The 24,999-nt window shown below is 61.4% G+C and carries 28 protein-coding genes; 4 read left to right on the top strand and 24 right to left on the bottom strand.

Annotation, left to right across the window (positions count from 1 at the left end):
• Window positions 1-10 precede the first annotated feature (10 nt).
• The 3 genes from C1A35_RS08475 to C1A35_RS08465 are packed head-to-tail and all read right to left on the bottom strand — an operon-like array spanning window position 11 to window position 3,830.
• Window positions 11-1,087 carry an alpha/beta hydrolase family protein gene (locus C1A35_RS08475; protein ID WP_104663889.1) on the bottom strand — a complete coding sequence of 359 codons (1,077 nt, stop codon included), beginning with the start codon at window positions 1,085-1,087 and terminating at the stop codon, window positions 11-13.
• The gene (gene mhpA, locus C1A35_RS08470; protein ID WP_104663888.1) at window positions 1,084-2,730 is read right to left on the bottom strand and encodes a bifunctional 3-(3-hydroxy-phenyl)propionate/3-hydroxycinnamic acid hydroxylase MhpA; all 1,647 of its coding nucleotides are present in this window, start codon (window positions 2,728-2,730) and stop codon (window positions 1,084-1,086) included. The genes C1A35_RS08475 and mhpA overlap by 4 nt, the downstream gene beginning before the upstream one ends.
• A gap of 41 nt (window positions 2,731-2,771) precedes the next feature.
• Window positions 2,772-3,830, bottom strand: a complete 1,059-nt coding sequence (locus C1A35_RS08465) for a maleylacetate reductase (protein WP_440271510.1) — start codon at window positions 3,828-3,830, stop codon at window positions 2,772-2,774.
• A 146-nt stretch (window positions 3,831-3,976) separates the two neighbouring features.
• On the opposite strand from C1A35_RS08465, the gene C1A35_RS08460 reads away from it, so the two are divergent.
• A complete protein-coding gene (locus C1A35_RS08460; RefSeq protein ID WP_158665020.1) occupies window positions 3,977-4,939 on the top strand; it encodes a LysR family transcriptional regulator in 963 nt (320 codons plus the stop codon).
• Window positions 4,940-5,441: 502 nt separating this feature from the next.
• Here the strand turns inward: C1A35_RS08460 and C1A35_RS08455 are convergent.
• From C1A35_RS08455 to C1A35_RS08435, 4 genes are all read right to left on the bottom strand, one after another.
• Window positions 5,442-6,752 (bottom strand): PDDEXK nuclease domain-containing protein, encoded by a 1,311-nt coding sequence (locus C1A35_RS08455; RefSeq protein WP_104663885.1) that lies wholly within the window; start codon window positions 6,750-6,752, stop codon window positions 5,442-5,444.
• 338 nt (window positions 6,753-7,090) lie between these two features.
• Complete coding sequence (locus C1A35_RS08445) at window positions 7,091-7,921, bottom strand: hypothetical protein (protein ID WP_104663883.1); 831 nt, start codon at window positions 7,919-7,921, stop codon at window positions 7,091-7,093.
• Window positions 7,921-8,391 (bottom strand): hypothetical protein, encoded by a 471-nt coding sequence (locus tag C1A35_RS08440; protein WP_104663882.1) that lies wholly within the window; start codon window positions 8,389-8,391, stop codon window positions 7,921-7,923. The genes C1A35_RS08445 and C1A35_RS08440 overlap by 1 nt, the downstream gene beginning before the upstream one ends.
• A 544-nt stretch (window positions 8,392-8,935) precedes the next feature.
• Window positions 8,936-9,445, bottom strand: a complete 510-nt coding sequence (locus tag C1A35_RS08435; protein ID WP_104663881.1) for a DUF6428 family protein — start codon at window positions 9,443-9,445, stop codon at window positions 8,936-8,938.
• 43 nt (window positions 9,446-9,488) lie between these two features.
• On the opposite strand from C1A35_RS08435, the gene C1A35_RS08430 reads away from it, so the two are divergent.
• The gene (locus C1A35_RS08430; protein WP_104663880.1) at window positions 9,489-9,830 is read left to right on the top strand and encodes an ArsR/SmtB family transcription factor; all 342 of its coding nucleotides are present in this window, start codon (window positions 9,489-9,491) and stop codon (window positions 9,828-9,830) included.
• A 19-nt stretch (window positions 9,831-9,849) separates the two neighbouring features.
• Window positions 9,850-11,049: an arsenite efflux MFS transporter ArsK gene (gene arsK, locus C1A35_RS08425; protein ID WP_104663879.1), complete on the top strand. Its 1,200-nt coding sequence runs from the start codon at window positions 9,850-9,852 to the stop codon at window positions 11,047-11,049.
• A 28-nt stretch (window positions 11,050-11,077) separates the two neighbouring features.
• Here arsK and C1A35_RS08420 read toward each other — a convergent pair whose 3' ends face one another.
• From C1A35_RS08420 to C1A35_RS08365, 12 genes are all read right to left on the bottom strand, one after another.
• The gene (locus tag C1A35_RS08420; RefSeq protein ID WP_104663943.1) at window positions 11,078-11,848 is read right to left on the bottom strand and encodes an SDR family NAD(P)-dependent oxidoreductase; all 771 of its coding nucleotides are present in this window, start codon (window positions 11,846-11,848) and stop codon (window positions 11,078-11,080) included.
• A gap of 256 nt (window positions 11,849-12,104) precedes the next feature.
• The gene (locus tag C1A35_RS08415; RefSeq protein ID WP_104663878.1) at window positions 12,105-12,296 is read right to left on the bottom strand and encodes a DUF6494 family protein; all 192 of its coding nucleotides are present in this window, start codon (window positions 12,294-12,296) and stop codon (window positions 12,105-12,107) included.
• A gap of 107 nt (window positions 12,297-12,403) precedes the next feature.
• Window positions 12,404-12,631, bottom strand: coding sequence for a GDCCVxC domain-containing (seleno)protein (locus tag C1A35_RS36675; RefSeq protein ID WP_104663942.1), 228 nt, complete (start codon window positions 12,629-12,631; stop codon window positions 12,404-12,406).
• A gap of 238 nt (window positions 12,632-12,869) precedes the next feature.
• Complete coding sequence (arsH, locus tag C1A35_RS08405; RefSeq protein ID WP_199772890.1) at window positions 12,870-13,598, bottom strand: arsenical resistance protein ArsH; 729 nt, start codon at window positions 13,596-13,598, stop codon at window positions 12,870-12,872.
• A complete protein-coding gene (gene arsC / locus C1A35_RS08400) occupies window positions 13,573-13,995 on the bottom strand; it encodes an arsenate reductase (glutaredoxin) (RefSeq protein WP_199772886.1) in 423 nt (140 codons plus the stop codon). Before arsC ends, arsH begins: the two co-directional genes overlap by 26 nt.
• Before the next feature lie 2 nt (window positions 13,996-13,997).
• Entirely contained in the window at window positions 13,998-15,056 is a 1,059-nt protein-coding gene (arsB, locus tag C1A35_RS08395) for an ACR3 family arsenite efflux transporter (RefSeq protein WP_104663875.1), read from the bottom strand.
• Window positions 15,056-15,583, bottom strand: coding sequence for an arsenate reductase ArsC (locus C1A35_RS08390; RefSeq protein ID WP_104663874.1), 528 nt, complete (start codon window positions 15,581-15,583; stop codon window positions 15,056-15,058). Before C1A35_RS08390 ends, arsB begins: the two co-directional genes overlap by 1 nt.
• A 15-nt stretch (window positions 15,584-15,598) precedes the next feature.
• On the bottom strand, window positions 15,599-16,039 hold the full coding sequence (gene arsN2, locus C1A35_RS08385) for an arsenic resistance N-acetyltransferase ArsN2 (protein ID WP_104663873.1): 441 nt from the start codon (window positions 16,037-16,039) through the stop codon (window positions 15,599-15,601).
• Entirely contained in the window at window positions 16,036-16,389 is a 354-nt protein-coding gene (locus tag C1A35_RS08380) for an ArsR/SmtB family transcription factor (protein WP_104663872.1), read from the bottom strand. The genes arsN2 and C1A35_RS08380 overlap by 4 nt, the downstream gene beginning before the upstream one ends.
• Window positions 16,390-16,635: 246 nt before the next feature.
• Window positions 16,636-17,886, bottom strand: coding sequence for a Zn-dependent hydrolase (locus C1A35_RS08375; protein WP_104663871.1), 1,251 nt, complete (start codon window positions 17,884-17,886; stop codon window positions 16,636-16,638).
• Between the two features lie 26 nt (window positions 17,887-17,912).
• The gene (locus C1A35_RS08370; RefSeq protein WP_104663870.1) at window positions 17,913-18,560 is read right to left on the bottom strand and encodes a TenA family protein; all 648 of its coding nucleotides are present in this window, start codon (window positions 18,558-18,560) and stop codon (window positions 17,913-17,915) included.
• A gap of 2 nt (window positions 18,561-18,562) precedes the next feature.
• Window positions 18,563-19,405, bottom strand: a complete 843-nt coding sequence (locus C1A35_RS08365; RefSeq protein ID WP_104663869.1) for a BtpA/SgcQ family protein — start codon at window positions 19,403-19,405, stop codon at window positions 18,563-18,565.
• A gap of 25 nt (window positions 19,406-19,430) precedes the next feature.
• Here C1A35_RS08365 and C1A35_RS08360 point away from each other — a divergent pair, with 25 nt between their 5' ends.
• Window positions 19,431-20,330, top strand: a complete 900-nt coding sequence (locus C1A35_RS08360) for a ribokinase (RefSeq protein ID WP_104663941.1) — start codon at window positions 19,431-19,433, stop codon at window positions 20,328-20,330.
• 29 nt (window positions 20,331-20,359) lie between these two features.
• Here the strand turns inward: C1A35_RS08360 and C1A35_RS08355 are convergent, their stop codons facing one another.
• Genes C1A35_RS08355 through C1A35_RS08335 form a run of 5 tightly spaced genes read right to left on the bottom strand, consistent with a single transcriptional unit; the run spans window position 20,360 to window position 24,995 of the window.
• A complete protein-coding gene (locus tag C1A35_RS08355) occupies window positions 20,360-21,127 on the bottom strand; it encodes a glutamine amidotransferase (RefSeq protein ID WP_104663868.1) in 768 nt (255 codons plus the stop codon).
• Window positions 21,128-21,167: 40 nt separating this feature from the next.
• Window positions 21,168-22,235: a phosphotriesterase family protein gene (locus C1A35_RS08350; RefSeq protein WP_104663940.1), complete on the bottom strand. Its 1,068-nt coding sequence runs from the start codon at window positions 22,233-22,235 to the stop codon at window positions 21,168-21,170.
• A gap of 5 nt (window positions 22,236-22,240) precedes the next feature.
• The gene (locus C1A35_RS08345) at window positions 22,241-23,239 is read right to left on the bottom strand and encodes an ABC transporter permease (protein WP_104663867.1); all 999 of its coding nucleotides are present in this window, start codon (window positions 23,237-23,239) and stop codon (window positions 22,241-22,243) included.
• Window positions 23,236-24,039, bottom strand: a complete 804-nt coding sequence (locus C1A35_RS08340; RefSeq protein WP_104663939.1) for an ATP-binding cassette domain-containing protein — start codon at window positions 24,037-24,039, stop codon at window positions 23,236-23,238. Before C1A35_RS08340 ends, C1A35_RS08345 begins: the two co-directional genes overlap by 4 nt.
• Entirely contained in the window at window positions 24,039-24,995 is a 957-nt protein-coding gene (locus tag C1A35_RS08335) for a substrate-binding domain-containing protein (protein ID WP_104663866.1), read from the bottom strand. Before C1A35_RS08335 ends, C1A35_RS08340 begins: the two co-directional genes overlap by 1 nt.
• Window positions 24,996-24,999 lie beyond the last annotated feature (4 nt).

The following is a 24,999-nucleotide window of genomic DNA, read 5'->3' as shown; positions in this document are numbered from 1 at the left end:
GCTGGTTCCCCTATCGGCCGTCTCGGCCGAGCTGCGCGGCGAACCAGTCACCGACGAGTGCCGTCCGCTCGAAGCTGTGATTGTAAATCGTGTGCTCGCCATCCGGCCAGACGTGCAGTCTGGCTTCACCGGTTGCGGCATCGATGAATGGCTGCTGGTCGGCCAATGTCACCAGCGGATCGGCTCCGCCGTGGAGGACGAGCAGCGGGCAATCGATCCGGTGTCGTGTGGGGTCGAAGCGCAGTTTCGCCATCACGGCCTCGATCACCGTTCGATCCTGCGAACCGATCATGGCCGCACTCTGCTCGAAGGCCGTTCGAAACGGCAGGATGCCAGGGCTGGCAAAGGAGCCGTTGATGCAGCAGGCGCGAATCCGGTGGTCGTGGCTTGCAGTCCGTGCGGCCCAGAGCCCGCCATAGCTGTTGCCCCAGATGCCGGGTGCACCCATCGTCGGATCGGCGAGAATGAAATCGACCCAGCCGCTGAAGGCTCCCTCGACGCCCGGCTGGAGGTAAAGACCCTGCTCGATGCGCGTTTCGCCTTGGCCCGGACCTTCGGCAAGCAGGGTGGCGAGGCCGCGGCGGGCGAGTTCGCGGGCAAGCGGAAGATAGGCAATACCCCAGCCGCTTTGACCGCCAAAAAGGATGATCGTGCCGCTCGCGATGCTCTTGGCAGGGCGCACCAGCCAGCCGATCAGTTTCCTGCCGCCAAAGTCGGCCTCGACCCGATTGAACGGCAGATCGAAAACCGGAGCGAGTTTTTGACAGGCAACGACGAGGTCACGATAGAGCTTCACCTTGCGCGGCTCGTCGAAATTGAATGCCATCTGCGCGAAGACGAGTGCGGCGATCGCGCGCTGCCGCGCCTCAGCGGCCGTGACCGTATGTTTCTCCGCCTCGGCTCGTTCAGCCTCTATGAGGCGCTCAACAGCGATTGCCTCCGCCACTTCGTCCCAGGCTTCACCCGCCGACGTGCGAGAATGCAATCGCGACGCGTCCGCATGATCCATGCCGCAGTCAATGAGGCGGGTCATGGGCATGGCTCGCTGATGCGCAAGGTTCGCCTTGACGATGGGATCAACGTTCATGCCCCTGCCTCCGCCGTGGTCTCGCAGGCCGGAGCGACCTGGTGCCAATGCAGCCTTTCGCGCAACCCTCGAAGCAGCGCGGGCAGGTCGGTCAGATCGCGCACCGCACCGTACATCAGGAAGTCTGGACGGCGCAGATAGGCGGAAAAGTCGTTCTGTTCCAGGAACTTCAGCTGCACGCCATCGATGTCTGCGACATTGTCGGATGCCGCGCCGGTTCCATCCAGCACGATCCAACGACCGCCGATCTCGTGAAAGAAGTCGCGAAGCTCGGCATCAAGATGGGCGCTCGGGTCGGCGCGGCTGACGATCATGAAGCCCCGGCCGGCAACGTCATCCATCAGGCCTTCATGGCCGTCGGTCATAACGCGTCCCTGCGGTGTAGGGGCACCTGTCGAGGCCAGCAGGCTGCCGTCGGCCTCCCTGTGAACCACGCCGGTTTCAACCTTGGGGAAGGGCGGGGGCGGCGGCATCCTGCCGGAAAGAAAGAGTGCGTTTCGCTCCGCCACCTTCGCCGGATCGTCCTCGTTGGCAACCTTGCCAAGCATTGTCGAGGTTTCGGTGATTTGCGTCACATGTGGGCGGCGTTCCGCCTCGTAGGTATCGAGAAGCTCGGGCCCAGCCTTGCCCTGAAGCACCAGATCGAGCTTCCACGCAAGGTTAGCGCTGTCGCGGATGGCCGAGCACGCGCCCTGGCCCATATAGGGCATCATCGTGTGCGCAGCGTCTCCCACAAGCATGACCCGGCCCTCTTTCCAGCTTTTGGTGATCGCGGGATCGAAGGTGTAGACGACGTTGCGGATCGGCCGGATCTCATCGAGGCCGATGCCGTGCTGTTCGCGCAGCCAGGCAAGCCCGTTCTTGATGTCCTCCCAGTGGCTGGTTTCTTCACCCGGCAGGACGCGCATCTCGAAGCGCACGCGTGACTTGCCGATTGGCATGTACATGTGTGCCCGCGCCGGGTCGCAATAGATCGAAGTAACGGCGAAGCGGTCGCCGAGATCCTTGACGTATTCGGAGTCGAGGTTCAGCCAACGCTCGTGGTGGCCATACTGATGACGCTCGATGCCAAGCGCGCGGCGGGTGAAGCTGTTGGCGCCGTCCGCGCCGATCACATAATCCACTTCGATACGTCGAACCGGGTCGGCTCCGTCGGCAACTGCCTTCCACGATCCGTCCCACGGCTGCGCCTCAAGAACGACCTTGTCTGTCTGCTGCTTGAGGCTTGAGACCTCCCAGCCGCGCAGGAATTCGACGTTTGGCAGCGGCTGGGCCCGAGAATAGATCGCGTCCTCGATTTCCGGCTGGAAGATCGAGATATGGGCGGGAAAGCCACATTGTTTTCCCTTCCAGTCCAGGTCGATCAGGATGTTCCCTTGATCGTCGAGGTAGTGATAGGTGTCGATTGCCTGTGCATCGCGTAGCGCATGGTCGATATCACCCGCAGAGGCTACCAGGCGCGCCGTCTCGCCATCGATATGGCTGAGACGCGGCAGCCCGTAGGGTTCGGGCCAGCGCTCGATGACGATGACGTCATGCCCCGCTTGACCGAGAAGAGAAGCGGCGGTCAGGCCCGCGGGCCCACAGCCGATGACGGCCACCTGCCGGCGGACCAGAGGCGGGGTTGCCTTGGATTGATTCATGTCTTCCTCCCGTTTTTATCGATTGTCCCGGCGTTTGCGCTTCAGGGCGCGTCGCCTCGCCACGCAGCCGTCAGCAGCGCGTGGATGTCGGCCCGCGTCACCTCCCGCGGATTCCAATAGGGGTTCGCCGTGGCGATCTCCGCGGCGCGGCCGATATCCTCTTCCCGAAAGCCGATCTCTCTCAGTGCCGTCGGCGCGCCGATCTTGACGGAAAAGGCATGCAGTGCCGTGCCTGGGGATGCGCCCCCGAAAATCGCGCTGAGCGGGCGAAGTTCGTCGGCAGCAGCACCCGCGTTGAAGGCGATCGTCTGCGGCAGGATGATCGCATGGGTCTCGGCGTGCGGCAGGTCGAAAGACCCGCCGAGCACATGACAGAGCTTGTGGTGCAGCGACATGCCGACCGTGCCAAGCACCGTGCCGCACAGCCAGGCGCCGTAGAGCGCGTCGCTCCGTGCCGATAGATCCCGTGGCGAACCGGCGATGCGGGGCAGGGCCTCGGCAAGTGCCCTCAGGCCCTCCGTTGCCATCAGCGAGGAGATCGGATTGCGATCACGGGCGTAGAGGGCCTCGGCGGCATGGGCCATCGCGTTGAGACCGCTGGTCATCGTCATCGCAAGCGGCAGACCAAGTGTCAGTTCCGGGTCGTAGATCACGAGCTCGGGCAGGACGGAGGCCGCGCGCACGGTCTCCTTGCGGCCCGCCTGGGTCTGCCCGAGGATCGGTGTGACCTCTGAACCGGCATAGGTCGTCGGTATGGAGATCTGCGGCGTATCGAGGCGAAAGGCGATCGCCTTGCCAAGCCCGGTGGTGGAGCCGCCGCCGAAGGCGACGGTGCAGTCGGCGCCAAGATCGCGCATGAGCTCGATCGCCCGTTCGGTGATCTCGACCGGCGTATGCATCGTGGCATGCGTGAACAGGCCGGCGGCGCGGTCTGCCAGAAGGCTCGCGATGGCGCTGGCTTCCTCGGCCTGATGCGGTGTGGAGAGCACGAGGGCGCGCTTGCAGCCCAAAGCGTCGACCGCTTCCAGTACCCTTGCCCGCGCTCCGGCGCCAAACAGAATTCGTGCCGACGATCCCTGATAGTCGAATGCCGTCATCAGCTCCTCCCTGAGCCGCCTCGTGGAGGTAAGGCTCCATCTTGAGAAGAACTGTATCGAGGGGAGTGAGAAAACTCGAATAATGATATCTCGAAATAACATACCAATATGGTATGTAGTGGGCAAATACGGCATTGATGGAGAGCTGCGTGCAAATCGATCCGCGCCATCTGCTGCAGATCTGGGCGATCGTCGATGCCGGCGGCATGTCCGAGGCGGCGGCCATCCTCGGGATGACACAACCCGGTCTGTCGCGCACCGTCGCCTATCTGGAAACGCGGCTGGGCGAGCCGCTGTTCCTGCGTAACCGCCGGCCGATCGAACCGACCCCCCTTTGTCGCGATCTCGCCGACCTCGGTGCGGCGGTGCGGCGCGCCACTGTGCGCGCGAGTGACGTCGCCGAATCTTTCCGGCGCGGCGAGCGCGGGGATATCCGCATCGGTGGCACGCCGTTTTTCATGGATGCGCTGGTTTCGGCCATGGTCGGCCGGTTCCAGCGGACGCGGCCAAATGTTCGCATCGAACAGGTCTATGGTTACACCGCAAGCCTCGCCGAAAAGGTCAGGGCTGGGCAGCTGGACCTTGCCATCTGTCCGGTCGAAGTCTTCGACACCGACAGTGATCTGACCTTCGATCCGATCCTGACGGGTCGCAATGTGGTTGCCTGTCGCGCCGGGCATCCGCTTCTGGCATTGGACGGGCTCCAGCCCGCGGACCTGCTGCGCTATCCCTGGACCGAGCCGCCGGCCGGCAGTCCGCTCAGTGCCGATCTCAGAACCGCACTCGTCAATCTCGGAGCCGAGCATGTGCGCATCAATTTTTCCGGGGCATCGCTTGCCGGCATCCTAGCGCATCTTGGCCACTCGGACAGTCTGGCGGTGCTGCCCTTCGGCGTGGTTTTCGCCAGGCGGCAGGCTGACAATATCACCGCCCTCCCCGTCTTGCCGAGCGGGGTGCCGCGTGCCCTCGGCTTCGTGCAATCAAAGCTGATGCCGCCGGGACCGGCAGCGCTGCAGCTTAAGATGCATGTGCTTTCGGCCTTCGCCGCGCTGAGGCCCGAGATGGAAGACTATGCGCGACTTTGCCGTGTCTACCGTCCAGACCACGAGTGAAGCAGCATTCGCTGGACTGACCCAAAATCGGCACAGAGACAAACGCCAAGTGCAAACGTGTAGCCCGAATGGAGCGTCTGCGGCAGACGGACAGGAAAGTGCCTTGCCCGATAGCGGCGCCCTTGCGGGACGGAATGGGCAGAAGCGCTTTTGGCCGAACTCTACATCCGGTCGCAAGGCGGATGCCAGCTACTACTAAGAAGACTGCTGGGTGGCCGCGCTCTCGCGCCTCGTAACCGAGCTTTGACTCGTCTCCGGCCGTGAGCTGGAAGAGCTGCCCACAAGCTGGCAGTGGGCGGCAGAGGCGACGCTGCATGACAAGCCGATCGTCGCTTTCAGGAGCTCTGAAGCAGCCGCATTGTGGGAGCGGGTAAATGACTGGAGCTCTGCGCGGGCGCAGCGGGTTTCTGGTTTGATCTGGCTTTGTGCGTTCAGGGTCGCATAATGTATCTGCTGGAACCGCCGAGGTAGACCGCGCCGACCAACCGCGGGCCTTTGCCATTCAAGAGAGTCGGCCGTTGCGAATGGCTTGAAGCTCAGCGAGGAAGGCAGTTGCAACCCCTGTCGCCTCAGACGCGTCCGCGGGATCGACGTCCAGGCCGTGCGCAGCTCTGTTCATCGCGTGAAGGGCGCCTAGAAATTGGTCAGCAGTTTTGGGTGCAAGCCCAAGACGCTGGAGTTCTGCAAGCATCGGGCCAAGCGCGGCAGGTCTCTCGCTCTCAGTTTGGTCGGCCATCAACAACCGGATTTCACGCTCAATTTCTATCCGGAGCTTTACTAGCGACATTAACGGGAACTCCCGCGCAAGCTCAGCTTCGGTTGGTAGCTCTTTTTGTAGCGGTTGGGGAAGGGCGGTGGATAGCCTATACTCTGCAACGCCCATCGGCTTTGTCGAATCTCGAAGAGCGTACTCGACGATTACCTCATTCTTGCCTTTGCAAAGAATGATTCCGATGCTTGGAGCATCGGACTCGTGTCGAAGCTGGTCGTCTACCGCCGAAAGATAGAAGTTCATCTTGCCGGCGAACTCCGGCTTGAATTCTTCAATCTTGAGCTCGACGACAACGAAACAGCGCAGCCGCAGATGATAGAACAGGAGGTCTAAATAATAGTCCTGTCCGCCCACCTCGAGATGATGTTGGCTGCCCACGAACGCAAACCCTTTCCCGAGCTCCAAAATCAACGAGCGTAAGTGCTCGATGAGGCCCTGCTCAAGTTCGCGTTCGGACATCGCCGGGCCGAGAGCGAGAAAATCGAAGCTGTAAGGGTCTTTGATCAACTCCTGCGCCAAGTCTGACTGAGGGGCTGGCAATGTCCGACCAAAGTTAGTCAGTGCCTTTCCTTGCCGTTGGTACAGACCGCTTTCGATCTGATGGACGAGAACGTTGCGGCTCCACCCATGTTCTACGGCTTGGCGCGCATACCATAGCCTCTCTTCGTCGCTTTTCAGGGCTTCGACGAGTTTGACGTTATGGCCCCAGGGCAATTGTGCAACAAGCTGTTGCACGATTTGCTCGTCGGGAAATGCCTCAGCAAAGGCGCGCATATATTTGAGGTTTCGTGGCGAAAGTCCCGTCATCTCAGGGAAATCGCGCCGAAGATCCGCGGCGAGCCGATCGATGACGCGGCTGCCCCATCCCTCAACGTTCTGGCGTGCCAAGATCTCGCGGCCGATGCCCCAATAGAGCAGAATGAGTTCTCGGTTGACAGCAACAGCTGCCTTGAGGCGCGCTGATCGGATTCGCTCCTTAAGCTGGGAAAGGAGAGAGGCGTAACGGTGATCGCCGTCAGACGAAGAGATGGGTGTACTCATGCGTGAGTCTTTAACAGACCCGGATTGCAAAAGCTCTATCCTTCATGCCGGGCTGCAGACGCAGGGCCTCCGGTTCGATTTCTATCAAGGCGCGAGATTCGAACTGCGCTGCCCGAGGCTAAGGCTCTCGGTCTTAATCACCCGCCACCGACTGTGATGCGGCTATCCTGGCCGAGCGCCGGCGGCGATCCTGATGTTCCAGCCGGCGGAGAAGAACGCCGCGGGGCGGCAGCGGTGCTTGCCGATCCGAAATTTGCCGCGGTCATGCCGGGTCTGGGTAAGCCGGACGAACCGATCTTTTGGGAATTCGCCATCACACACAAAACTCACCTATCGGTTTAGACAAATGTCACGTCGCGACGATCGACATAACCGAAGATGATTTCCTTCTCGTTGGAAGTGAGAGCCTGCACCTGCACCCAGTCGACATCCCCGTAGTGAAGTTCGGCAACTGCCTTGAAGGTTGTGTAGCTGACGCATCCTGCAGAAGGAGATCCCGTATCGGGCAGCGAATGGATCGCCGTACGATAAATCGTTCTCATCTCCGCTACCTGGTTAAACTTCTTCGTTTCGGCAAGGATAGTCTCCAATCGCGTGGAGAAATCGGTTGGTTCGTGACCGAGGGGTTTCAGATCTGTCGTGAACTGTGCCCAGGGTTTGTGTCCGACCAGGCTCGCTCCTCCGCGGGATGTCTCGTAGATGAATGTCGGAGAAGCGATGTTGGTAAGGCGCTTCTGAAATCCGTTTAACGCAATGAAGTTGGCGTCATGAATAAGTTTCTGCAGGTCCGGGTCAATCGGGGGCGCCTTGGCGTCCTTGTCCAGAAAGGTACGCTCTAATCCATCCCGGTTGTTTATGACGATATCGGCCTGCTGGGCGCGATGGCGGACCTGAACGGCGTCGATGGGTACGAAGCGCAGTTCGAACGGAAGGCGGCCAGAAAGGTAGTCCTTCACGGCCTGGCGAGAAAATGGGCACCAGGGCGCGCCGATGAGGTAGACACTGGTTGTATTTTCACCAGCCCGTCCCCACAGGGCGTTTCGGAGATCCCACAGCACGGTCTTGTCCCAGACGGAGCAGAGGCTCTGGGCCCATGAGTGGTTGGTGACGCCCAGCACGATGGCGGAAGCGCCCATTCCTTTTAGAAAATCCCGCTTGTTGCTCAGCATTATACTTCCCCGCAATTGGCGTCGCCCTGAATGACTTTGGTGTCGCTTTCTTTTACGGATCGATAGAGATCCCACTCCTCGTGGCGAACATATTCGAGATCTCCAGCGGTGACCTTGAGAAGAACGTGAGAAGGCGTATCGGCGAGCGAGACGCGCAATGTATTGTCTGTTTCTTCCCGACCCATGAACCCCTCGCCAAAGAACACCATGTTGCGGTTCTCCTGGCCAGCGCACATCCAAAGCTGGTACTGCAGTGTGTTTGCGGTGCGCACCTTCTTAAGGTTGATCGCAATCGCATCTCCTTCCCGCGTCGCCTTGCTGACATAGATGGCGTCGAATTTCTGCACCTCGGGCCCAAGCCGATTCCTAATCTCGGTTAGGACTTCCAACTCTGGAGACATGGCGACGGTTACGATGCCAAGGGCGCCGCAAATCCGCGCGCCAACGTCCAACTTGTCCAGAAGGCTCATGCTTGACCATTCGCCTTTAAGGAATTTTGGAAAGCTTCCCAAAAGATATTTCTTAACTAAAACAAACATTAACCGCCCTCGAACTATGTGCTGACGGCATACGCAATGCTCAGTTTAGGAAGTCTGAAATTCAGGTGCCGGTTACTTGCTCACCGCTGAATCTCGACACTGATGGTTATTTTTCCGTCATTGCTTGGGTGATGCCGGGTCTCCCGGAAAGCAAAAAAAGACCAGGGCCAGTCTTTTGGGGCCGGACTGATCGCTCAAACTAAGGTCGCCGATTCTGCGCAGCCAGGAATTATTGCCAGACGGTTCATACTGTTGTCTTCATTGCTTGGTCGCTGGCTACGTTGAGCGTCTATACCAACCAGTTCGTCCTGCGTTCTACCCCGATTACAAGGCCGTGGTTCGGCATGCATCGCTGAAGAGATCTAGCACGTGTGTGCCTTCATCAATTGGCAACCAGGAGGCGCTGTGTAGGTGGGTCGAGGGTTCGATTCCCATCAAGGCGAGGGATTGGGTGCTCGGCCGTAACGCGCCTCAATCATTTAGCCGCAGCACTCCCGCAGCACCGCGATTTATTGGACTTATGTTCAGCCAGCCAGCGGTCCCGAGGCTTGCAGCTCGCGGGCCGTGGCGTCAACGCTACGTGGAGAGCGCCGTCTTCCGCGACAGGAGCGTTCGCGCAGAACAACTGCATCGGGCGGACGCCATCGCTGACTTCGAAGGTAAGCTTGGCGGAGCCGTCGAGGCGGACGTGTTCGGAAACCTTGCGGACGATGGCCGAGAATTTTCCGGCCGTCATATGGGTCCGCTCGCCCTCCTCGACATCCCAAAGCTGCACGAAGATTTCCGACCAGACTTCCGGATTTGCTCCGCAATCAAGCGCGGAGAACTGGCCAGCTTTGACCTCTGTCACGTGATAGCCCGGCTTCACGCGCTTTCCGTCATACAGGAAAACCAAGGGCAGGTCCGGTGTCTCTGCGGCTCTGCCGAGCAACGCCCCGAGCGAGATATCGGTTTTGTCGGATTGGCTATTGTCGATCGTGCTCATTTGCGGCTATCCTCAATTTCAATGATTCAAGGATTATTGAAATATGGATGATCGTCAAGCCCTCTCTTCCTTCGCCGCGCTTTCGCAGGAGACCCGGCTGTCCATCGTAAGGACCCTGGTCGTCGCCGGCCCTGAAGGTCTGGCCGCCGGCGCGATTGCGGAACGCATGGGCGTCTCTCCATCGAACGTCTCGTTCCACCTCAAGGAACTCGAGCGCTCAGGTCTCATTGCCCAGCGCCGGGAGTCGCGCTCGATCGTCTACAGCGCAAGCTACGACACACTGGCCGACCTCGTGACGTTCCTGATGGAAGACTGCTGTGCGGGACATCCCGGCATTCGTGGGTCCGTCGTGCGATCCGCCAGTTGCTGTTCAAGCGAAGCATAGGCCGTCAAGGAACACGTCATTGCATACGATCAAGGTTCCGGCGGGCACCGTCTCCGCTCTCGGTGTCACGCAGATCATCGGCTACGGCACCCTCTACTACTCCTTCAGCATCCTCGCCCCCGGAATGGCCAAAGACCTCGGCATCAGCCTGGAACGGGTCTTCGCCATCTTCTCGGTCTCCCTGTTCATCGGCGGCCTGTCGGCTCCCTTCATCGGCAGGTACATGGACAAGATCGGCGCGGCGACGGTGATGACGCTGGGATCGGCACTTGCGGCGTTCACCTTGGCACTCTGTGCATGGTCGCCATCCGTCTCGCTCTTCGCCCTTGCGATTGTCTTGCTCGAGGTGTCCTCCGGGATGGTCCAGTACCAGGCAGCCTTCGCCACACTGGTCGAAAGCGAACCTCGGTCCGCCTCTCGCAGCATCACCTACCTCACGCTCATCGGCGGCTTTGCCTCCACAATCTTCTGGCCGATCGCCGCGACACTGACCGGATACCTGTCCTGGCGGGAAATCTATCTGGTGTTCGCCGCCCTGAACCTTCTCGTCTGCATGCCCCTACATTACTGGATCATGCGTGACGGAAGAATGGGCTCCAAGACGGACGAGACAAGAACCCGCGAGGTCGTCGTCGGCGCTCTTGAGCCACAGGCGCGTCGCCGCGGCATGCTGCTGGTCTCCCTTGCCTTCTCCCTTTCGGGCTTCACTCTCGCCGCCATCCTTGCCCACATGGTGCCGATGCTCGGCGCGATCGGACTCGGCAGTGCGGCGGTCGTGATCGGTTCCCTGTTCGGTCCGGCACAGGTCATGAGCCGCCTGATCAACATGGTCTTCGGAAAGAGCCTGTCGCCGCCCGCGCTTGCGATAGTGTCCGCGGCGTTGATGGTCGTTGGTGCGGTGATACTCGGGATGTCGGGTGATTGGCTGCCAGGTGCCGTGGCTTTCGCCATCTGTCTTGGCCTCGGATCAGGGATCAACAGCATCGCTCAGGGGAGCTTGCCGCTCTATCTCTTCGGGTCCGCTGGCTACGGCGCGATCACGGGCAAAATGGCTGCGGCAAGGTTGGCGACTGGCGCGGCTGCCCCGTTTGCGTTCGCGGCCGCTATGAGCCACTTCGGGACAACCATCTCGCTTTTCGTGATCGCCGCGCTGGGTACGCTTGGAATCCTGGCGTTCGTCGCTGTCGCCTCATCGGTGCGCCGCGACAGCGTTGCCTGATGACGGACGAACGTTCGGCCCCGTGGCCTCAGGCGATGGACCATCCGCCGTCCACCAGCAGGTTCGCGCCGGTGATCAGGCTCGCAGCCGGCGATGCAAGGAAGACTACGGCACCCACCACATCATCGGTTTCCCCGATCCGACCGAGTGGAATGTGATCGACCGTCGCTTTGCGATTTTTGGCATCGGATAGAAACGGTGCTGTACCATCCGTGTGGATGAACGTCGGCGATACGGTGTTTACGGTGACATTATAGCGTGCCCATTCGGCTGCAAGGCAGCGCGTGAGGTGATTAATTGCCGCCTTGCTCATGCAATAGATTGCCTCTCCGCGCAGTGCGACCGTACCGGCCTGTGAGCTGATACTGATGATCCGGCCACCATTTCGCGCGATCATGTGACGGCCTACTGCTTGTGTCATCAGGAAGGTGCCCTTGATGTTGACATCGAGTATCTCGTCAAGGTCCTTCTCCTCAACGAGTTCCGCGAGATTGCCCGGAGCCACGCCGACATTGTTGACGAGGACGTCGATCCGACCGAATGCAGCAAGAGCCGCGTCGACGGCTTGTGCGATGTGGGCCTTGTTGGGAATGTCCAGTTCGACAGGGAGGATCTTTCGCCCCGCGCCCTCGAGCTCGGCGATCAGGCCCGCTGACGCTGCGACATCGCGGACCCCCAAGACAATATCTGAGCCTGCTGCAGCACAGGCAAGTGCGCAAGCACGTCCAATGCCACGGCTCGCGCCCGTCACCAAAGTCACCTTGCCCTCAAGGCTGAAATCCGGCGCACTCTTCCGCATCATTGCCTCCCTCGATGTAGCTCATTTATTGTGGCGGCGTGCGGATGCCAGGTGTTGTGCTCATGTCGCGCACGCGAAGTCCGTCGGATCAACGTCGCGCTCGTCGAGAGCGACCTTGGGGCAGTAATGCGCGGGCTGTAGGCTTGGCTCGGTGGGAAGTTTGAAGCTTCCGCCCCAGTGCGGGCGCGATGCCTGACCGATCTTGGTCTTATTGATAAGTATCGGCATGGTCGTTTCGATCTATGCTTCGTCAGACCTATGGAAGTTCGATTTCACCGTTCACCACGTGGTTGAGATCCGTGCCCTCTGCCGTCAGCGTCATGCGGACCTTCAGCTTCTTGCCGCCGAACTGCCACTCGCGCACCGCCTCTTCGATCTTGCGCTGCGAGGTGACACCGACTTCCTTCAGGAACTTGCGGATCGACATGTTGAAGGCGTCTTCGCTCATCGTGGAACTCCTCGGCGTCCTTGAGGGTGCAGCGTGGGCGCATGTCTTTCGGCCGAAATGCGCCGGCATAGCCCAATACGGACGTCAGCCTTGCCTCTCACCCCACGTTAGGAACCGACGCAGCACCTTGCGGCTCCGTTGTTATGTTTGGCCTCCTGGATTGGCGGGCAAGGCACGTCGCCAAAGGAACAGAACACACAGCAGTCCCCGGATTTTGGCCGGAGCATCGTGCCGCATCCGTTGCAATCATAGAAGAACTGACAGGCGTCGGTGGGCATCGTTTCCGTAGCCCGCTGGCCGCAATTCGGACAGGTGAGGGTTGATCGAAGCTGTATCGTCACTCTTTGTGCCTCGGCAATGGATGCTTTCAGGTGACGCCCGTCATCCATTGCTGAATAGCCTATTGGAAATATCGCCTCGTGCATAGTTTTTGCGTCATGCGCGCTAGGTCAGTCTTTCGAAAGGCTGCAATGGGCCGCCATAAGCGGACAAGGCGTTGGTTCGCTTATGGCCAAATAGCGGCCGTTGCGATTGCAAGATGACCGCTATCGGAACTTTGCCGATGGCGTTTGACTAAATCGTCCTCAGTGACACCCGCTTCTCCAACTCGGCCGCTTGTTCCTTCCGTTCGCTGTAGCGGTCCGTCAGGTGGGCCGAGACGTCCCGTGTCAGCAGCGTGAACTTCACCAGCTCCTCGCAGACGTCCACGACGCGGTCGTAGTAGGACGACGGTTTCATCCTGCCGTCGGCGTCGAATTCTTGGTAGGCCTTGGCGACGGACGACTGGTTCGGGATCGTGATCATCCGCATCCAGCGGCCGAGCACGCGCATCTGGTTCAGGGCGTTGAAGGACTGGCTGCCACCGGAGACTTCCATGATCGCCAGCGTCTTGCCTTGAGTCGGACGGATCGATCCGAGCGATAGGGGAATCCAGTCGATCTGGGCCTTCATGATGCCCGTCATCGCACCGTGGCGCTCAGGGCTGACCCAGACCTGACCCTCCGACCATTGCGACAGGTCGCGCAGCTCCTGCACTTTCGGATGGCTGACCGGGGCCTCGTCGGGAAGCGGCAATCCTTTCGGATCGAACATCCGCACCTCGCACCCCAACCGCTCGAGCAGACGCCTGGCTTCGTGCGCGAGCAGCCGGCTGTAGGAGACCTCCCGGAGCGAGCCGTAGAGGATCAGGATGCGCGGCTTGTGCGTCGAAAACGCTGGACGCAACGCGTCGAGGTCAGTTTGGCGAAGATGCCGCTCCTGCAAGGCGGGGAATGTCTCAGACAACGCGCTTACCCTCCTGATCGAGAACTTGCTCGCCATCTTCCTTGAAGAAGGCCCCCTTGAAGGCATCCGGCAGGATGTCGAGCACTGCCTCGGAGGGTCGAGCAAGCCTGGTGCCGAGCGGCGTGACGACGAACGGACGGTTGATGAGGATCGGGTCCTTCAGCATGGCGTCAAGCAACTGGTCGTCCGTCAGCTTCGGGTCATCGAGACCCAGCTCCGTGTAAGGCGTGCCCTTCTCGCGGATCGCCTGTCGGACGGTCAGCCCGGCATCGGAGATCATTCTTGCCAACTCGTCGCGCGACGGTGGCGACTTGAGATACTCGATGACATCAGGTTCGATCCCGGCTGCGCGGATCATTTCCAAAGTGTTGCGGGACGTGCCGCAGGCCGGGTTGTGATAGATGGTGACGTTCATTGTCATGTCCTTTCGGTGATGGTGTTCCGGGAGACGGCGGGTGCTGCCTCGTACCAGCCCTTGCTGCGGTTCACGGCCCAGACGACCGTGAGCATCACGGGAACCTCGATGAGCACGCCGACGACGGTCGCCAGTGCCGCGCCGGACTGGAAGCCGAACAGGCTGATGGCGGCCGCGACCGCGAGTTCGAAGAAGTTGCTGGCCCCGATCAATGCCGAAGGCCCGGCAACACAATGGCGCTCGCCCGACATCCGGTTCAGCAGATAGGCCAGCCCCGAGTTGAAATAGACCTGGATCAGGATGGGGACGGCCAGCAGCGCGATGATCGTCGGCTGCGCGATAATCTGTTCTCCCTGGAAGCCGAAGAGGAGGACGAGCGTCGCCAGCAGGGCAACAAGCGATAGTGGCTGCAGCTTCGCCAGCATGGCGTCCAGCGCCTTCGTTGTGCCGTCGGCGGTCAGCCGCCCTCTCAGGACCTGCGCGATGATGACGGGGACGACGATATAGAGGACGACCGACAGAACGAGCGTGTCCCACGGCACGGTGATCGCCGACAGCCCGAGCAGCAGCCCAACGATCGGCGCAAAGGCGACCACCATGATCGCATCGTTGAGTGCCACCTGGGAGAGCGTGAACAGTGGCTCGCCGCGCGTCAGGTTGCTCCAGACGAACACCATCGCGGTACAGGGTGCTGCCGCGAGGATGATCAGGCCAGCGATATAGGAGTCGATCTGATCGGCCGGCAGATAGGGACGGAACAGCCAGCCCACGAACAGCCATCCGAGCAGCGCCATGGAGAACGGCTTGACGGCCCAGTTGATGAACAGGGTGACGCCGATACCGCGCCAGTAGGTGCTGACCTGCGCCAGCGAACGGAAGTCGATCTTGATGAGCATCGGGATGATCATCAGCCAGATCAGGATGGCAACGGGCAAGTTCACCTTCGCGACGTCCGCCGCGCCGATAACCTGGAAAACACCGGGCATCAGATGGCCGAGGGCGACGCCGACGACGATACAGAGGAAGACCCAGATGGTGAGATAGCGCTCAAAGGTAGACATCAGGCGGACTTTCCCTGGATTGCCGTCGTGCCTTCCATCGCGCCGATCTGGCGGAGTTTCGTTTCGAGCGCCAGACGGTCAATCGACGTCAGCGGCAGGCTGATGAAGGCCATGATGCGGTTCTTGAGGAAGCGAGCGGCTTGCGCGAAGGCGCGCTGGATTTCGACCTCGGAACCGACAACGGCCGCGGGGTCCTCGACACCCCAATGCGCCGTCATCGGATGACCGATCCATACCGGGCAGGCCTCGCCGTGGGCGCTGTCACAGACGGTGAAGATGAAATCCATTTCGGGCGCGCCTGGTTGTGCGAAGACGTCCCAGCTCTTCGACGAGAAGCCAGTCGCCGGATAGCCGAGGACGTCCAGTTCCTTCAGGGCATGCGGATTGACTTCGCCCTTGGGCTGGCTGCCCGCGGAGAAGGCGCGGAAGCGTCCGCCGCCTTCGTTGTTGAGGATGGATTCGGCGAGAATAGAACGAGCGGAGTTGCCCGTGCACAAGAAGAGCACGTTGTAGGTCTTGTCGGTCATGGTTGTTTTCCGTGGTTAGGTCGGAGGTCTGTTGAGTTTCATGATCGTTGCGGATGCCGGGCAGATGCCCGAGAGCTGACGGGTCGCGAGAACGGCGGGCGGCACATCCGAGCGGTCGATCACAGCGAAGCCAAGGCTTTCGAAGAACGGTGCGGCGGAGGTCGTCGCCAGGAAGACTGCCGAGCTTACATTGACGGCCTTCAGAGTTTCCCTGGTCAGCGATTTGCCAAACGCCTTGCCACGATGCTCGGGCAAGATGACTATCGACCTGAGAAGCACGTCATCGCCGCACGCCTCGATGCCAGCATAGCCAAGCGTACCGCCATCCGAAGAAACCGCCCTGAAAAACGAGCGCCCTGCGTCTTCGAGGTCTTCGGTTGGAAGACCGGAAGCCCACAGCGCGAGTTTTAGTTCCTGATCGCTCCCCGGGACTGGCTCCAGCCTGATGTCGCTCATGACAGCTTCACCTCGGGAGCACAGCACGGTGTGAGTTCTGCGATCAGCGGCGCGCAGAGTTCCGCCGAGCCGCCGCAGCAGTCTTTCAGCAGGAAAAGGGTCAGGTCCCGCAGCCCCTGAAGGTCTGCCCGGTAGATGATCGAACGGCTTTGCCGTTCGCTTGTCACGAGGCCTGCGCGCGACAGCGTCGCAAGGTGCGCCGACATGGTGTTCTGCGGCACGTCGAGGAGACGGGCGAGTTCGCCGGCGGGAACGCCATCGGGCTCGTGCCGCACGAGAAGCCGGAAGGTCTCAAGCCTGGTGGTTTGGGCGAGGGCGGCAAGCGCCACGATTGCTGTGGTGGTATCCATATATCCAGAATAGCGGATGTATATGATGTGTCAATTGGCTTGCGGCAGTCCTTGCATAGTCGATTGGAATTAATGTGGGCATCGAGTGCCGCCCCTGGTGGAGCAGCGATCAGCGGACTTCATATGCTCTAGTTTTGTACGGTCAGGATCGCATAATGTATCGACTGGAATTCGGACTTCCGTCGCGATGGTTGCAACCAAAGCCGCGGTGGTGAAACCGCTCCATGTCGGTCTTGCGTGCGGCCGCTATGCGCTCACGGCAACCGCTTCCACGACGGCCGCAAGCAGCATACGGCCCCCCGCTATTGAATGCTCTGGCTCGACATATTCCGCCTCGTTGTGGCTAAGTCCATCGCGGCAGGGGACGAAAATCATGGCGGCGGGCGCAACGCGATTGACGAACAGGGCATCGTGGAACGCGCCGGACAGCATGGACTTGGTCTCTAGTTCGAGCGATGCGGCGGCGCGATCAAGGCAGGCGAGCAGGTCTTTCGAGAAGGCAGCGGGAGGCATGTCGAATATCCGTCTCAATTCGCTACGGCAGCCGGCTGCAGCAGCCGCGCTCTCGCAGCCGTGCCGCACGCGGCCTTCCAAGGCGTCGATGGCTTCGGTTTCCGGGTGCCGCAGATCAATGCTGAACGTCACCGAACCTGGAATGGCATTCACTGAACCCGGCTCGACTGCAAAGCGACCGACAGTAAAGCGGACGCGCCGATCGTTCGGCATCGCGCTCTTGTAGAGCGGTTCGAGTGCGGCGATGGCGACTGCCATGGGATCACGACGGAACTCAAGCGCTGTCGTGCCGGCATGCGCTGCCTGGCCTGTGATCGTCACCTCCAGCCACCGCGTCCCCTGGATGCCGTAGACAATGCCGATCGGTATGTTTTCCCTTTCGAGCGACGGACCCTGCTCGATATGGAGCTCGATATAGCCGGAGATCGGGAAACCGAGCGGGCGCACCTCGGCCTCTGGCAAGGCTTGGAGTGTTGCCGTCAGCTCGTTGACGAACGGGGCGCCATCGCGGCCGCGAAGGTCGGACCAGGCATCAGGGATCGTGCCCGCGGCGAAGGCCATGGATCCCATCGTCCCTGGAGCAAACCGGCTACCTTCTTCGTTGGTCCAGGCGACGACCTCAAGCGGCAGATCGGTCTCGATCCCCGCGTCTTCGAGACTTTCCATGACCTCGAAGGCGGCGAGGGTCCCGAGAGCTCCATCGAAACGCCCGCCGGTCGGCTGGCTGTCGAGATGGCTGCCGATCACGAATGGCGGTCGCGCGGCGAGACGACCTTCCCGCCGGATGAACAGGTTGGCCATAGGATCCTGAAACACGCGAAAGCCGCGCGCCAATGCGAGTTCGGCGAGGAGGCGCCGCGAGGCGCGATCTTCGGGCGACAAGGCTTGGCGGTTGACGCCGCCGGCTGGCGTCGCGCCGATCCGGGCGAAATCGTCGAGGCGCTGCAGCAGTCGTTTGCCGTCGATTTGGACGCGAGGGGTCATGGTCGGCTCCTGGTAGGGGATCCTGATCAGCGATAGGCTGCGTCGTGAAAGGCGATCTCAAGTTCTTGTGCGCGCCCGAAGATGGCGCTGAGGCGGCTCCGCTCGGAAGCCTCCAGCGTCTCCCCGGCAAGGTCGAGCTCTTGCTTCAGCCACTTCGCCTGCGCCGCGAAATCATCATGGGCGTGCATGTCGACCCATTCCTTCAGATGCGGGTCGGCAATTTGTGCGAGCGCAGCCCTTTTCGACCAGGTCCAGTACATCCATTCGGCCGCGAACATGGCAGCGACAGTGTCGAGAAAACCACCGCTTCTTGCGATCTCCAGCATGCCCGACCGGAACGCTTCGACCTCAGGACGGTCGACATCGTGGGCGCTGGCATCGATGCCCCGCTCGGCATATATCCTCTCGAAATAGGCGACCTGCTGGTTGGCGAGCGCATCCAGAACAGCGATCAGCCAGCGCTTCTGGTTGATCGTCGGGGCCTTCGCTGTTGCAAAGGCGAAGATCGAGATGGCGGTTTCGACGAAGGCGCCCTCATAGACGAGATAACGTTCGAAAACCGGACGGGCGAGGCGCCCGTGGACGATGTCCTCGACGAAGCGATGGTTCACCATCGCTTCGAAGACGGCAGCGTTTTCCAGCAGGATCTGCTCCGACAGGGTTTCAGCCGCCATCGTCATGCCTCCAGCGCGGGTTCTGCGGCAGCGCGGAAAGCTTTGACCCGCTCGATGTCGACCGGGTTCCACCAGACCCCGCCCTGCTTCAACGACGAGGCGACGATCACGCCGTTCGTGCGTTTGAGGATTTCGACGATGTTGTCCTTGGTCACGCCCGAGCCGACCAGAAGCGGCAGATGCGTGGCCGAGCCGATCTCTTCGATTTCCTCGATGGTTGCGGTGTTGCCGGTTCTCTGACCGGTGGCGATCACGCCGTCGGCATCGAAGAAGGCGAGATCGCGCGTCAGTTCCTGGATCGACCGATCGGCGACGATCGCGTGAGCGCCATGCTTCACGTGGCTGTCGGCAAAGACCTTGATGTGCTCGGCGCGCAGCAGCGAGCGATACCGCATCGCTTCTGCGGCCCGGCCCTCCATGAAGCCTTCGTTGGCGACGTAGGCGTTGGCCCACTGGTTGACGCGAATGAACTTGGCGCCACCGGCCATGGCGATGGCAAAGGCCGGGATCGGCGCATTGGCAAGGACGTTGATGCCAAGCGGCACACCCGTGGCTCGCGCTATCCGGTCGGTGACGACGGACATGAAGGCGGCCGTCTCATGACCGATATCTTCCGGCTTGGAGAAGGGTACGTCGCCATGATTTTCAATCATCAGGCCATGCAGGCCACCCTCGACCAACGCCTCGGCATCACGCATGCAGGCATCGTAGATGGCGGACATATCGGCGCCCCGATAGCGTGGCGCGCCGGGAAAGGCGGGGCAATGGATCATGCCGATCAGAACCTTGTCAGTCCCGAATATTTCCCTTATGGCGCTTGAGGACTTGTCAGAAATTTCCTGCATTTCTCTCCCTTTCGAAGGTATGTTCATGCACGCTTACGTAATCGGTAATGTGACGGTGGACGAAACCATCGCCGTGTCGGAAATGCCGGCCGCCGGCGCATCGATCCATGGCAGCCAGCGATCTCGAGACCTCGGCGGCAAGGGCGCAAACCAGGCTGTCGTCATGGCCCGCACAGGCCTGCCGACGAGCCTTGTCGCCGCCTTCGGCGACGGCTTTCGCGCCGACATGATCCGCCAGCATCTGGCGAGCGAACCGGTGGTGAGCCAGCTTGTGCCGGTACCCGGCAAGTCCACCGACTTCTCGATCGTGCTGACTACGCCGGATGGCGAAAACGTCAACATCACCACCACCGACTCCGCCCAGAACCTGGCGCTTGCCGACGCCGTAGCACCTCTGGCCGACGCGGCTCCCGGGGACCTTGCGGTGCTCCAGGGAAACCTCTCGGACGAAACGACGCGCGGCGTCCTTGAAGCTGCGCGCGCCCGCCGAATGATCACCGCCTTCAATCCGTCTCCCCTGCGTCCCCATTTCAGCACCCTGTGGCCCTTGGTCGACATCGCCTTCCTCAACCAGGGCGAGGCGCAGGCATTGACCGGGACCAGCGGCGAAGACGCTGCCCGCAAGCTGATTGCGGCCGGCGTTCGCGAAGTCGTTCTGACTTTCGGCGGCGACGGAGCTATGCTCGTCACAGCCGAAAGCAGTGTCCGGATCGCTGCCGTGGCATGCGATGTCGTCGACACCACGGGCGCCGGCGACACCTTCATGGCAGTGGCGCTTGCATCGGCGGCGCTTCGCGGCAGCCGTCTCGATCGCACGGCAATCGAACAAGCGACACGGGCCGCCGCCATCACCGTCAGTCGTCCCGGCACCCGCTCGGCGTTTCCGTCGATCGAGCAGCTCAAAGCAATCCTCGCCGCGCGCTGAGTTTTTGCCCAGCGCGCAACATCGGCTGCTTAGCGCGCCGTCTCCGTCATCCAGCCAAGGATGTTCTTCCAGAGGCGGCCGTAGCCGTCCCACTCGCAGAATGCCGGCGACAGCCAATGCGGGCCGATATCCGACGTCCAGGCTGCAGTGCGGCCCTTGCCAAAGCCACCGAGGACGAGCAGCGGGTGACCGCCCTGGTCTTCCGGAAGGCGTGCGATAACTTCGGCTCCCGGACGCACCTCCACTTCGTTGACGCCGAGAAGCAGCGGCCAGTTGCCGGAAAGGCCGGCCATGGTCGGGTGCTCCGGCTTGACGACGTCGGCGACCGCACCCTCGGGAATTTCGACGCGGTCGTCATAGGGAAGGCACGTGACCGGAAGCGTGTCTTCGACGGCCGTGCGGCGCCAGCGCGCCTTGCCGTCGATGCCCTGGAACGAGAAATAGCCGCCGACCATCAGGAGCGCGCCGCCCTTTTCCACCCAGGCCTTGATCAGTTTCAGCCGGTTCGGAACCGTGCGCGAGTGCAGCCACACGGCCGGCGGCAGCAGCAGCGAGTTGGCGCCTATGTCCGAAAGGATGATCGCATCATAGGCGTCGAGGCCGGCCATCTCGTAGGGAAACTGGTCCACGGCGTCATGCGCGGTCATGTAGGTCAGCTCGAATTCGCTGTCCTTCAACACCTTGACGAGCGGTTCGGCACCGAGATGGAAGGTGACGCTGCCGAACTGGTCGAAGCCCTTGTAGTGGGTGGCGGAGCTTACCCAGCTCTCGCCGACGAGAAGTACTTTCTTGGTCATGGTCTATCCGTAGGTCTTGAATTGCGTTTGGAGCCGAATGTCAGGCCCCGGTTTGGAATACCGAGCGGGGATTGCCCCGCATCATCAGGTCGAGCGCATCGTCGCCCAATCCATGTCGTTTGAGGCGCGGCAGAAAGTGACGCAGCACATAGGCGTAGCCGTTGCCTCCGTAGTGGCTGAGCATCATCTTCAGGAACACATCGTGCGAAAGCAGGATGCGGTCGATGTGTCCGGCCTCCACCAGCCTTGCGATCGCCCGCGCGGCCTCTTCGTCGCTCGGGCATTGCACCTGCTGATCGGCATAGAAGAAGTCCATGCCGATCATGTCATACTCGATGAACGCTCCACGCGCGGCGAGTTCACTCTGGTAGGCGAAGTCGTCGTGCGACGGGTTCATGTGGCAGAGCACGGTATGGCGGAGATCAGCACCTTCCTCGGCGACGACATCGAGCACGCGATGGCCGAGCCGGAACCATCCGGGCAGATGCACCATCAGCGGCAGACCGGTCCGAACCTGCGCACGAGCCGCCCCGCGCAGGGACTTCTCCTCGGCCGGGGTGAAATCGGAAGAAACGCCGATTTCGCCGATCAGCCCGATTTTCACGCCCGTACCGTCGACACCGTCGATAGCCTCGCGGACGATGCCGTCGGCGATCTGGTCGACGCTCATGTCCGCGACTTCGGCCGGATGCGAGGAGGCAAGATAGTATCCGGCCCCCATCACGATATTGAGACCCGTCGCCTTGGAGATCCGCCTTAAGGCGAGCGGGTTTCTACCGATGCCGTTGCAGGTGGGTTCGACGACCGTACGGCCGCCTGCGGTCGCGAAAGCCTGCAATTCGGCGATCGCCAAAGGTTCGTCGTCGAGCGTGATGTTGTGCTTGTTGACGAAGGGGTCCTGGCGCAGTTCGCCGAGGATCTCCATGCAGACGAAGCCTTCGGCGAGATACTGACGCTCCTTCGTTTGCGGTGCGTTCCACCAGCAGCGGCAATCGTTGAGGATGTGCTCGTGCATCAGTGTGACGCCTAGCTCGCCCGCGTCGATCGCGCCGTTCACCGTCATCACCTTGCCGGACCGCACATGTCCTTCTGACAGCTCCTTGCTCATGACGGTCATCTCTTGCCGCCAAAGCGAAAGTTGGCGGTGAAGATCCGGGTGTTGAGCCAGATCGCAACGAGAATGATCGCGCCGGTAACAATCTGCGTGAAGAACGGCGAGATATGCATGAGGATCAGGCCGTTGCCGATGACCGCGATCGTCATGGTGCCGAGCACGGTTCCGAGGATCGTGCCGCGGCCCCCCATCAGCGATGTCCCGCCCAGTACCACCGCGGCGATGACCTGAAGTTCGAAGCCGACGGCAGCATTCGAAGAGCCGGAGCCGAGGCGCGCAGCGATCAGCAGGCCGGCAAGGGCGCAGGCGATGCCGGCGATCATGTAGACAGACGCGATAACCCATTTTGCCGGCATGCCGACGCGGCGGGCAGCTTCCATATTGGAACCGACGGCGACGACCTGACGGCCGTACTTGGTCGAGGAGATGACGACATAACCGAGTACTGCGACCGCGACTGCAATCAACGCCGGCACGGGAATGCCGATGAATTCGCCGCGGCCAAGCATGAAGAACCCGGGCGCATCCTTGATCGGGATCGAGTAGCCCTGTGTCAGATAGAGCGCCAATCCGCGCAGGATCGACAGGCCGGCAAGCGTGACGATGAAGGCCGGAATGCCCTGATAGGCCGTGAACCATCCTTGCACGAAGCCGAGAAAGGCGCCGAAGAAGAGCATTGCGACGACGACCAGCGGCCACGGATAGCCCATTGCCAGCACGATCGCCGCGACGGCATTGACCAGGGCGACCTGCGAGCCGACCGAGAGATCGATACCCCCCGTGATGATGACAAGCGTCATGGCGACCGCGACGATGAGGATCGGCGCCGCCTGGCGGATGACGTTCAGGATATTGCCGAGCGTCATGAAGGTGTCGGTCGTCGCCGCGAAGAAGACGACGCAGGCGAGGAAGAAGAAGGCGATCGACAGGACCTGGGCGTTCTCCGAGAGGAAGTCTGCCGCCGGCGAGCCTTTTGCGCGTTCGGTGTAGGCCGTCATTGCTTGGCTCCTTCCCCGACGATCAACTTGACGAGGTCTTCCAGGTTGGTCTTGCCGATTTCGCGCTCAGCCACCTTGGTGCCTTCGTACATGACGGCAATGCGGTCGCAGACACGGAACAGATCCTGGAGGCGATGGGTGATCAGGATCACCGAGACGCCCTTGGCCTTGACGCGGTTGATGAGCGCGAGCACGGCTTCGACCTCCGCCACGGCGAGCGCCGAGGTGGGCTCGTCCATGATCAGGACTTTCGGGTTGAACGAAGCGGCGCGCGCGATCGCGATCGCCTGGCGCTGTCCGCCGGAGAGCTGAGCGACTTTGCCGGTCAGACGCGGAATGCGGATTTCCAGCGCATCGAGCATCTTGCGTGCTTCCTCGAGCATGGTCTTCGTATCAAGGAATGGCCCCTTGCTGATCTCACGACCAAGAAAGAGGTTGCCCACCACGTCGATATGATCGCAGAGGCTCAGGTCCTGGAAGACCATTTCGATGTGACGGTTGCGGGCGTCAGCTGGACCTGAGAACCGGACCTCTTCTCCTTCCAGGGTGATCGTTCCGCCATCCGGAATATAGGTTCCCGAGATGATCTTGGTGAGCGTCGATTTGCCGGCGGCGTTGTCTCCGACCAGGCCGAGGCACTCGCCGGGATAGATGTCGAGGTCCACGCCACGCAGTGCCTGGTGCGACCCGAACGTCTTGATGATCCCCTTGAGGGACACGCGGGGACTGACACCGGTGCGGGAGGGCAAAGCCCCCCCGGCACCAGCGACAGCGGGAGGATGCTGTCTTTCAGTCGTCATCATTTGAAGATCGCCCGGTATGGCTCGACGTTGTCCTTGGTGACGATCGTTACCGGCACGGCGATGTTCTTCTCGACGCTGCCGCCGTCTGCGACCTTCTTCAAGGCGTCGACTGCGGCAGCGCCCATGGCGGAAGGATCCTGCTGGATCACGGCGGCGACGTAGCCGGCATCAATGCCGGCGATCGCCTGGGCCGTCAGGTCCCAGCCGAACACCTTGACGCTATCCTGCTTGCTCTGGCTTTCGACAGCGGCAATGGCGCCCATCAAAGCCGGTTCGCCGGTTGCATAGATCGCGGTCAGGTCGGGGTTGCCGGTGATCAGGTTTTCGGCGGCGGCAAGCGCGTTGTCCTGCACGTTCTGCCCGTCGACGACGCCGGCGGACGTGATGCCGTCGACATCCTTGATGGTCTTTTCAAAGCCTTCCTGGCGAACGTTCTGGATGAAGGAGTTGAGCGCGCCGACGACGCCGATCTTGGCTTTTCCGGACGCGTTGGCCTTGATGTAGTCGAGGAAGTGCTTGCCCATGTCGGCGCCCGCCGTGGCGTTGTCGACGCCTATCTGCGCCTTTTGCGGGCCTTCCGGCAGGATCGCGTCGATGGCGACGACGGGGATGCCGGCTTCGGCCGCCTGGTTGACCGCAGGCATGATGCCGTTGACGTCGATCGCGACGACAGCGATGCCGTCGACCTTCTGCTGGATATAGGTCTCGATCGCGCTGTTCTGCGCGGCCGGATCGTTGTTGGCGTTGAAGATGACGAGCTTGGCGCCGGCGGCGTCAGCCGCTTTCTGGGCGCCCTCGTTCATCTGGTTGAAGAAGAGCGCCTGCTGGTTGATCTGCACGAGCGCGAATGTCTTTTCGGCGGCAAGCGCCGGCGAGAGAGCCGCGCCAAGGGTGGTCAGTGCGGTGAACCCAAGCGTGGCGATGAGAGTCCTGCGTTTCAAAGTCCAGTTCATGTTC

It is taken from the genome of Ensifer adhaerens, assembly GCF_002940685.1.
Lineage (GTDB): Bacteria > Pseudomonadota > Alphaproteobacteria > Rhizobiales > Rhizobiaceae > Ensifer > Ensifer adhaerens_E.
Note: the sequence above shows the minus strand (reverse complement) of the source record. Positions and strands in the feature narration are given on the sequence as shown.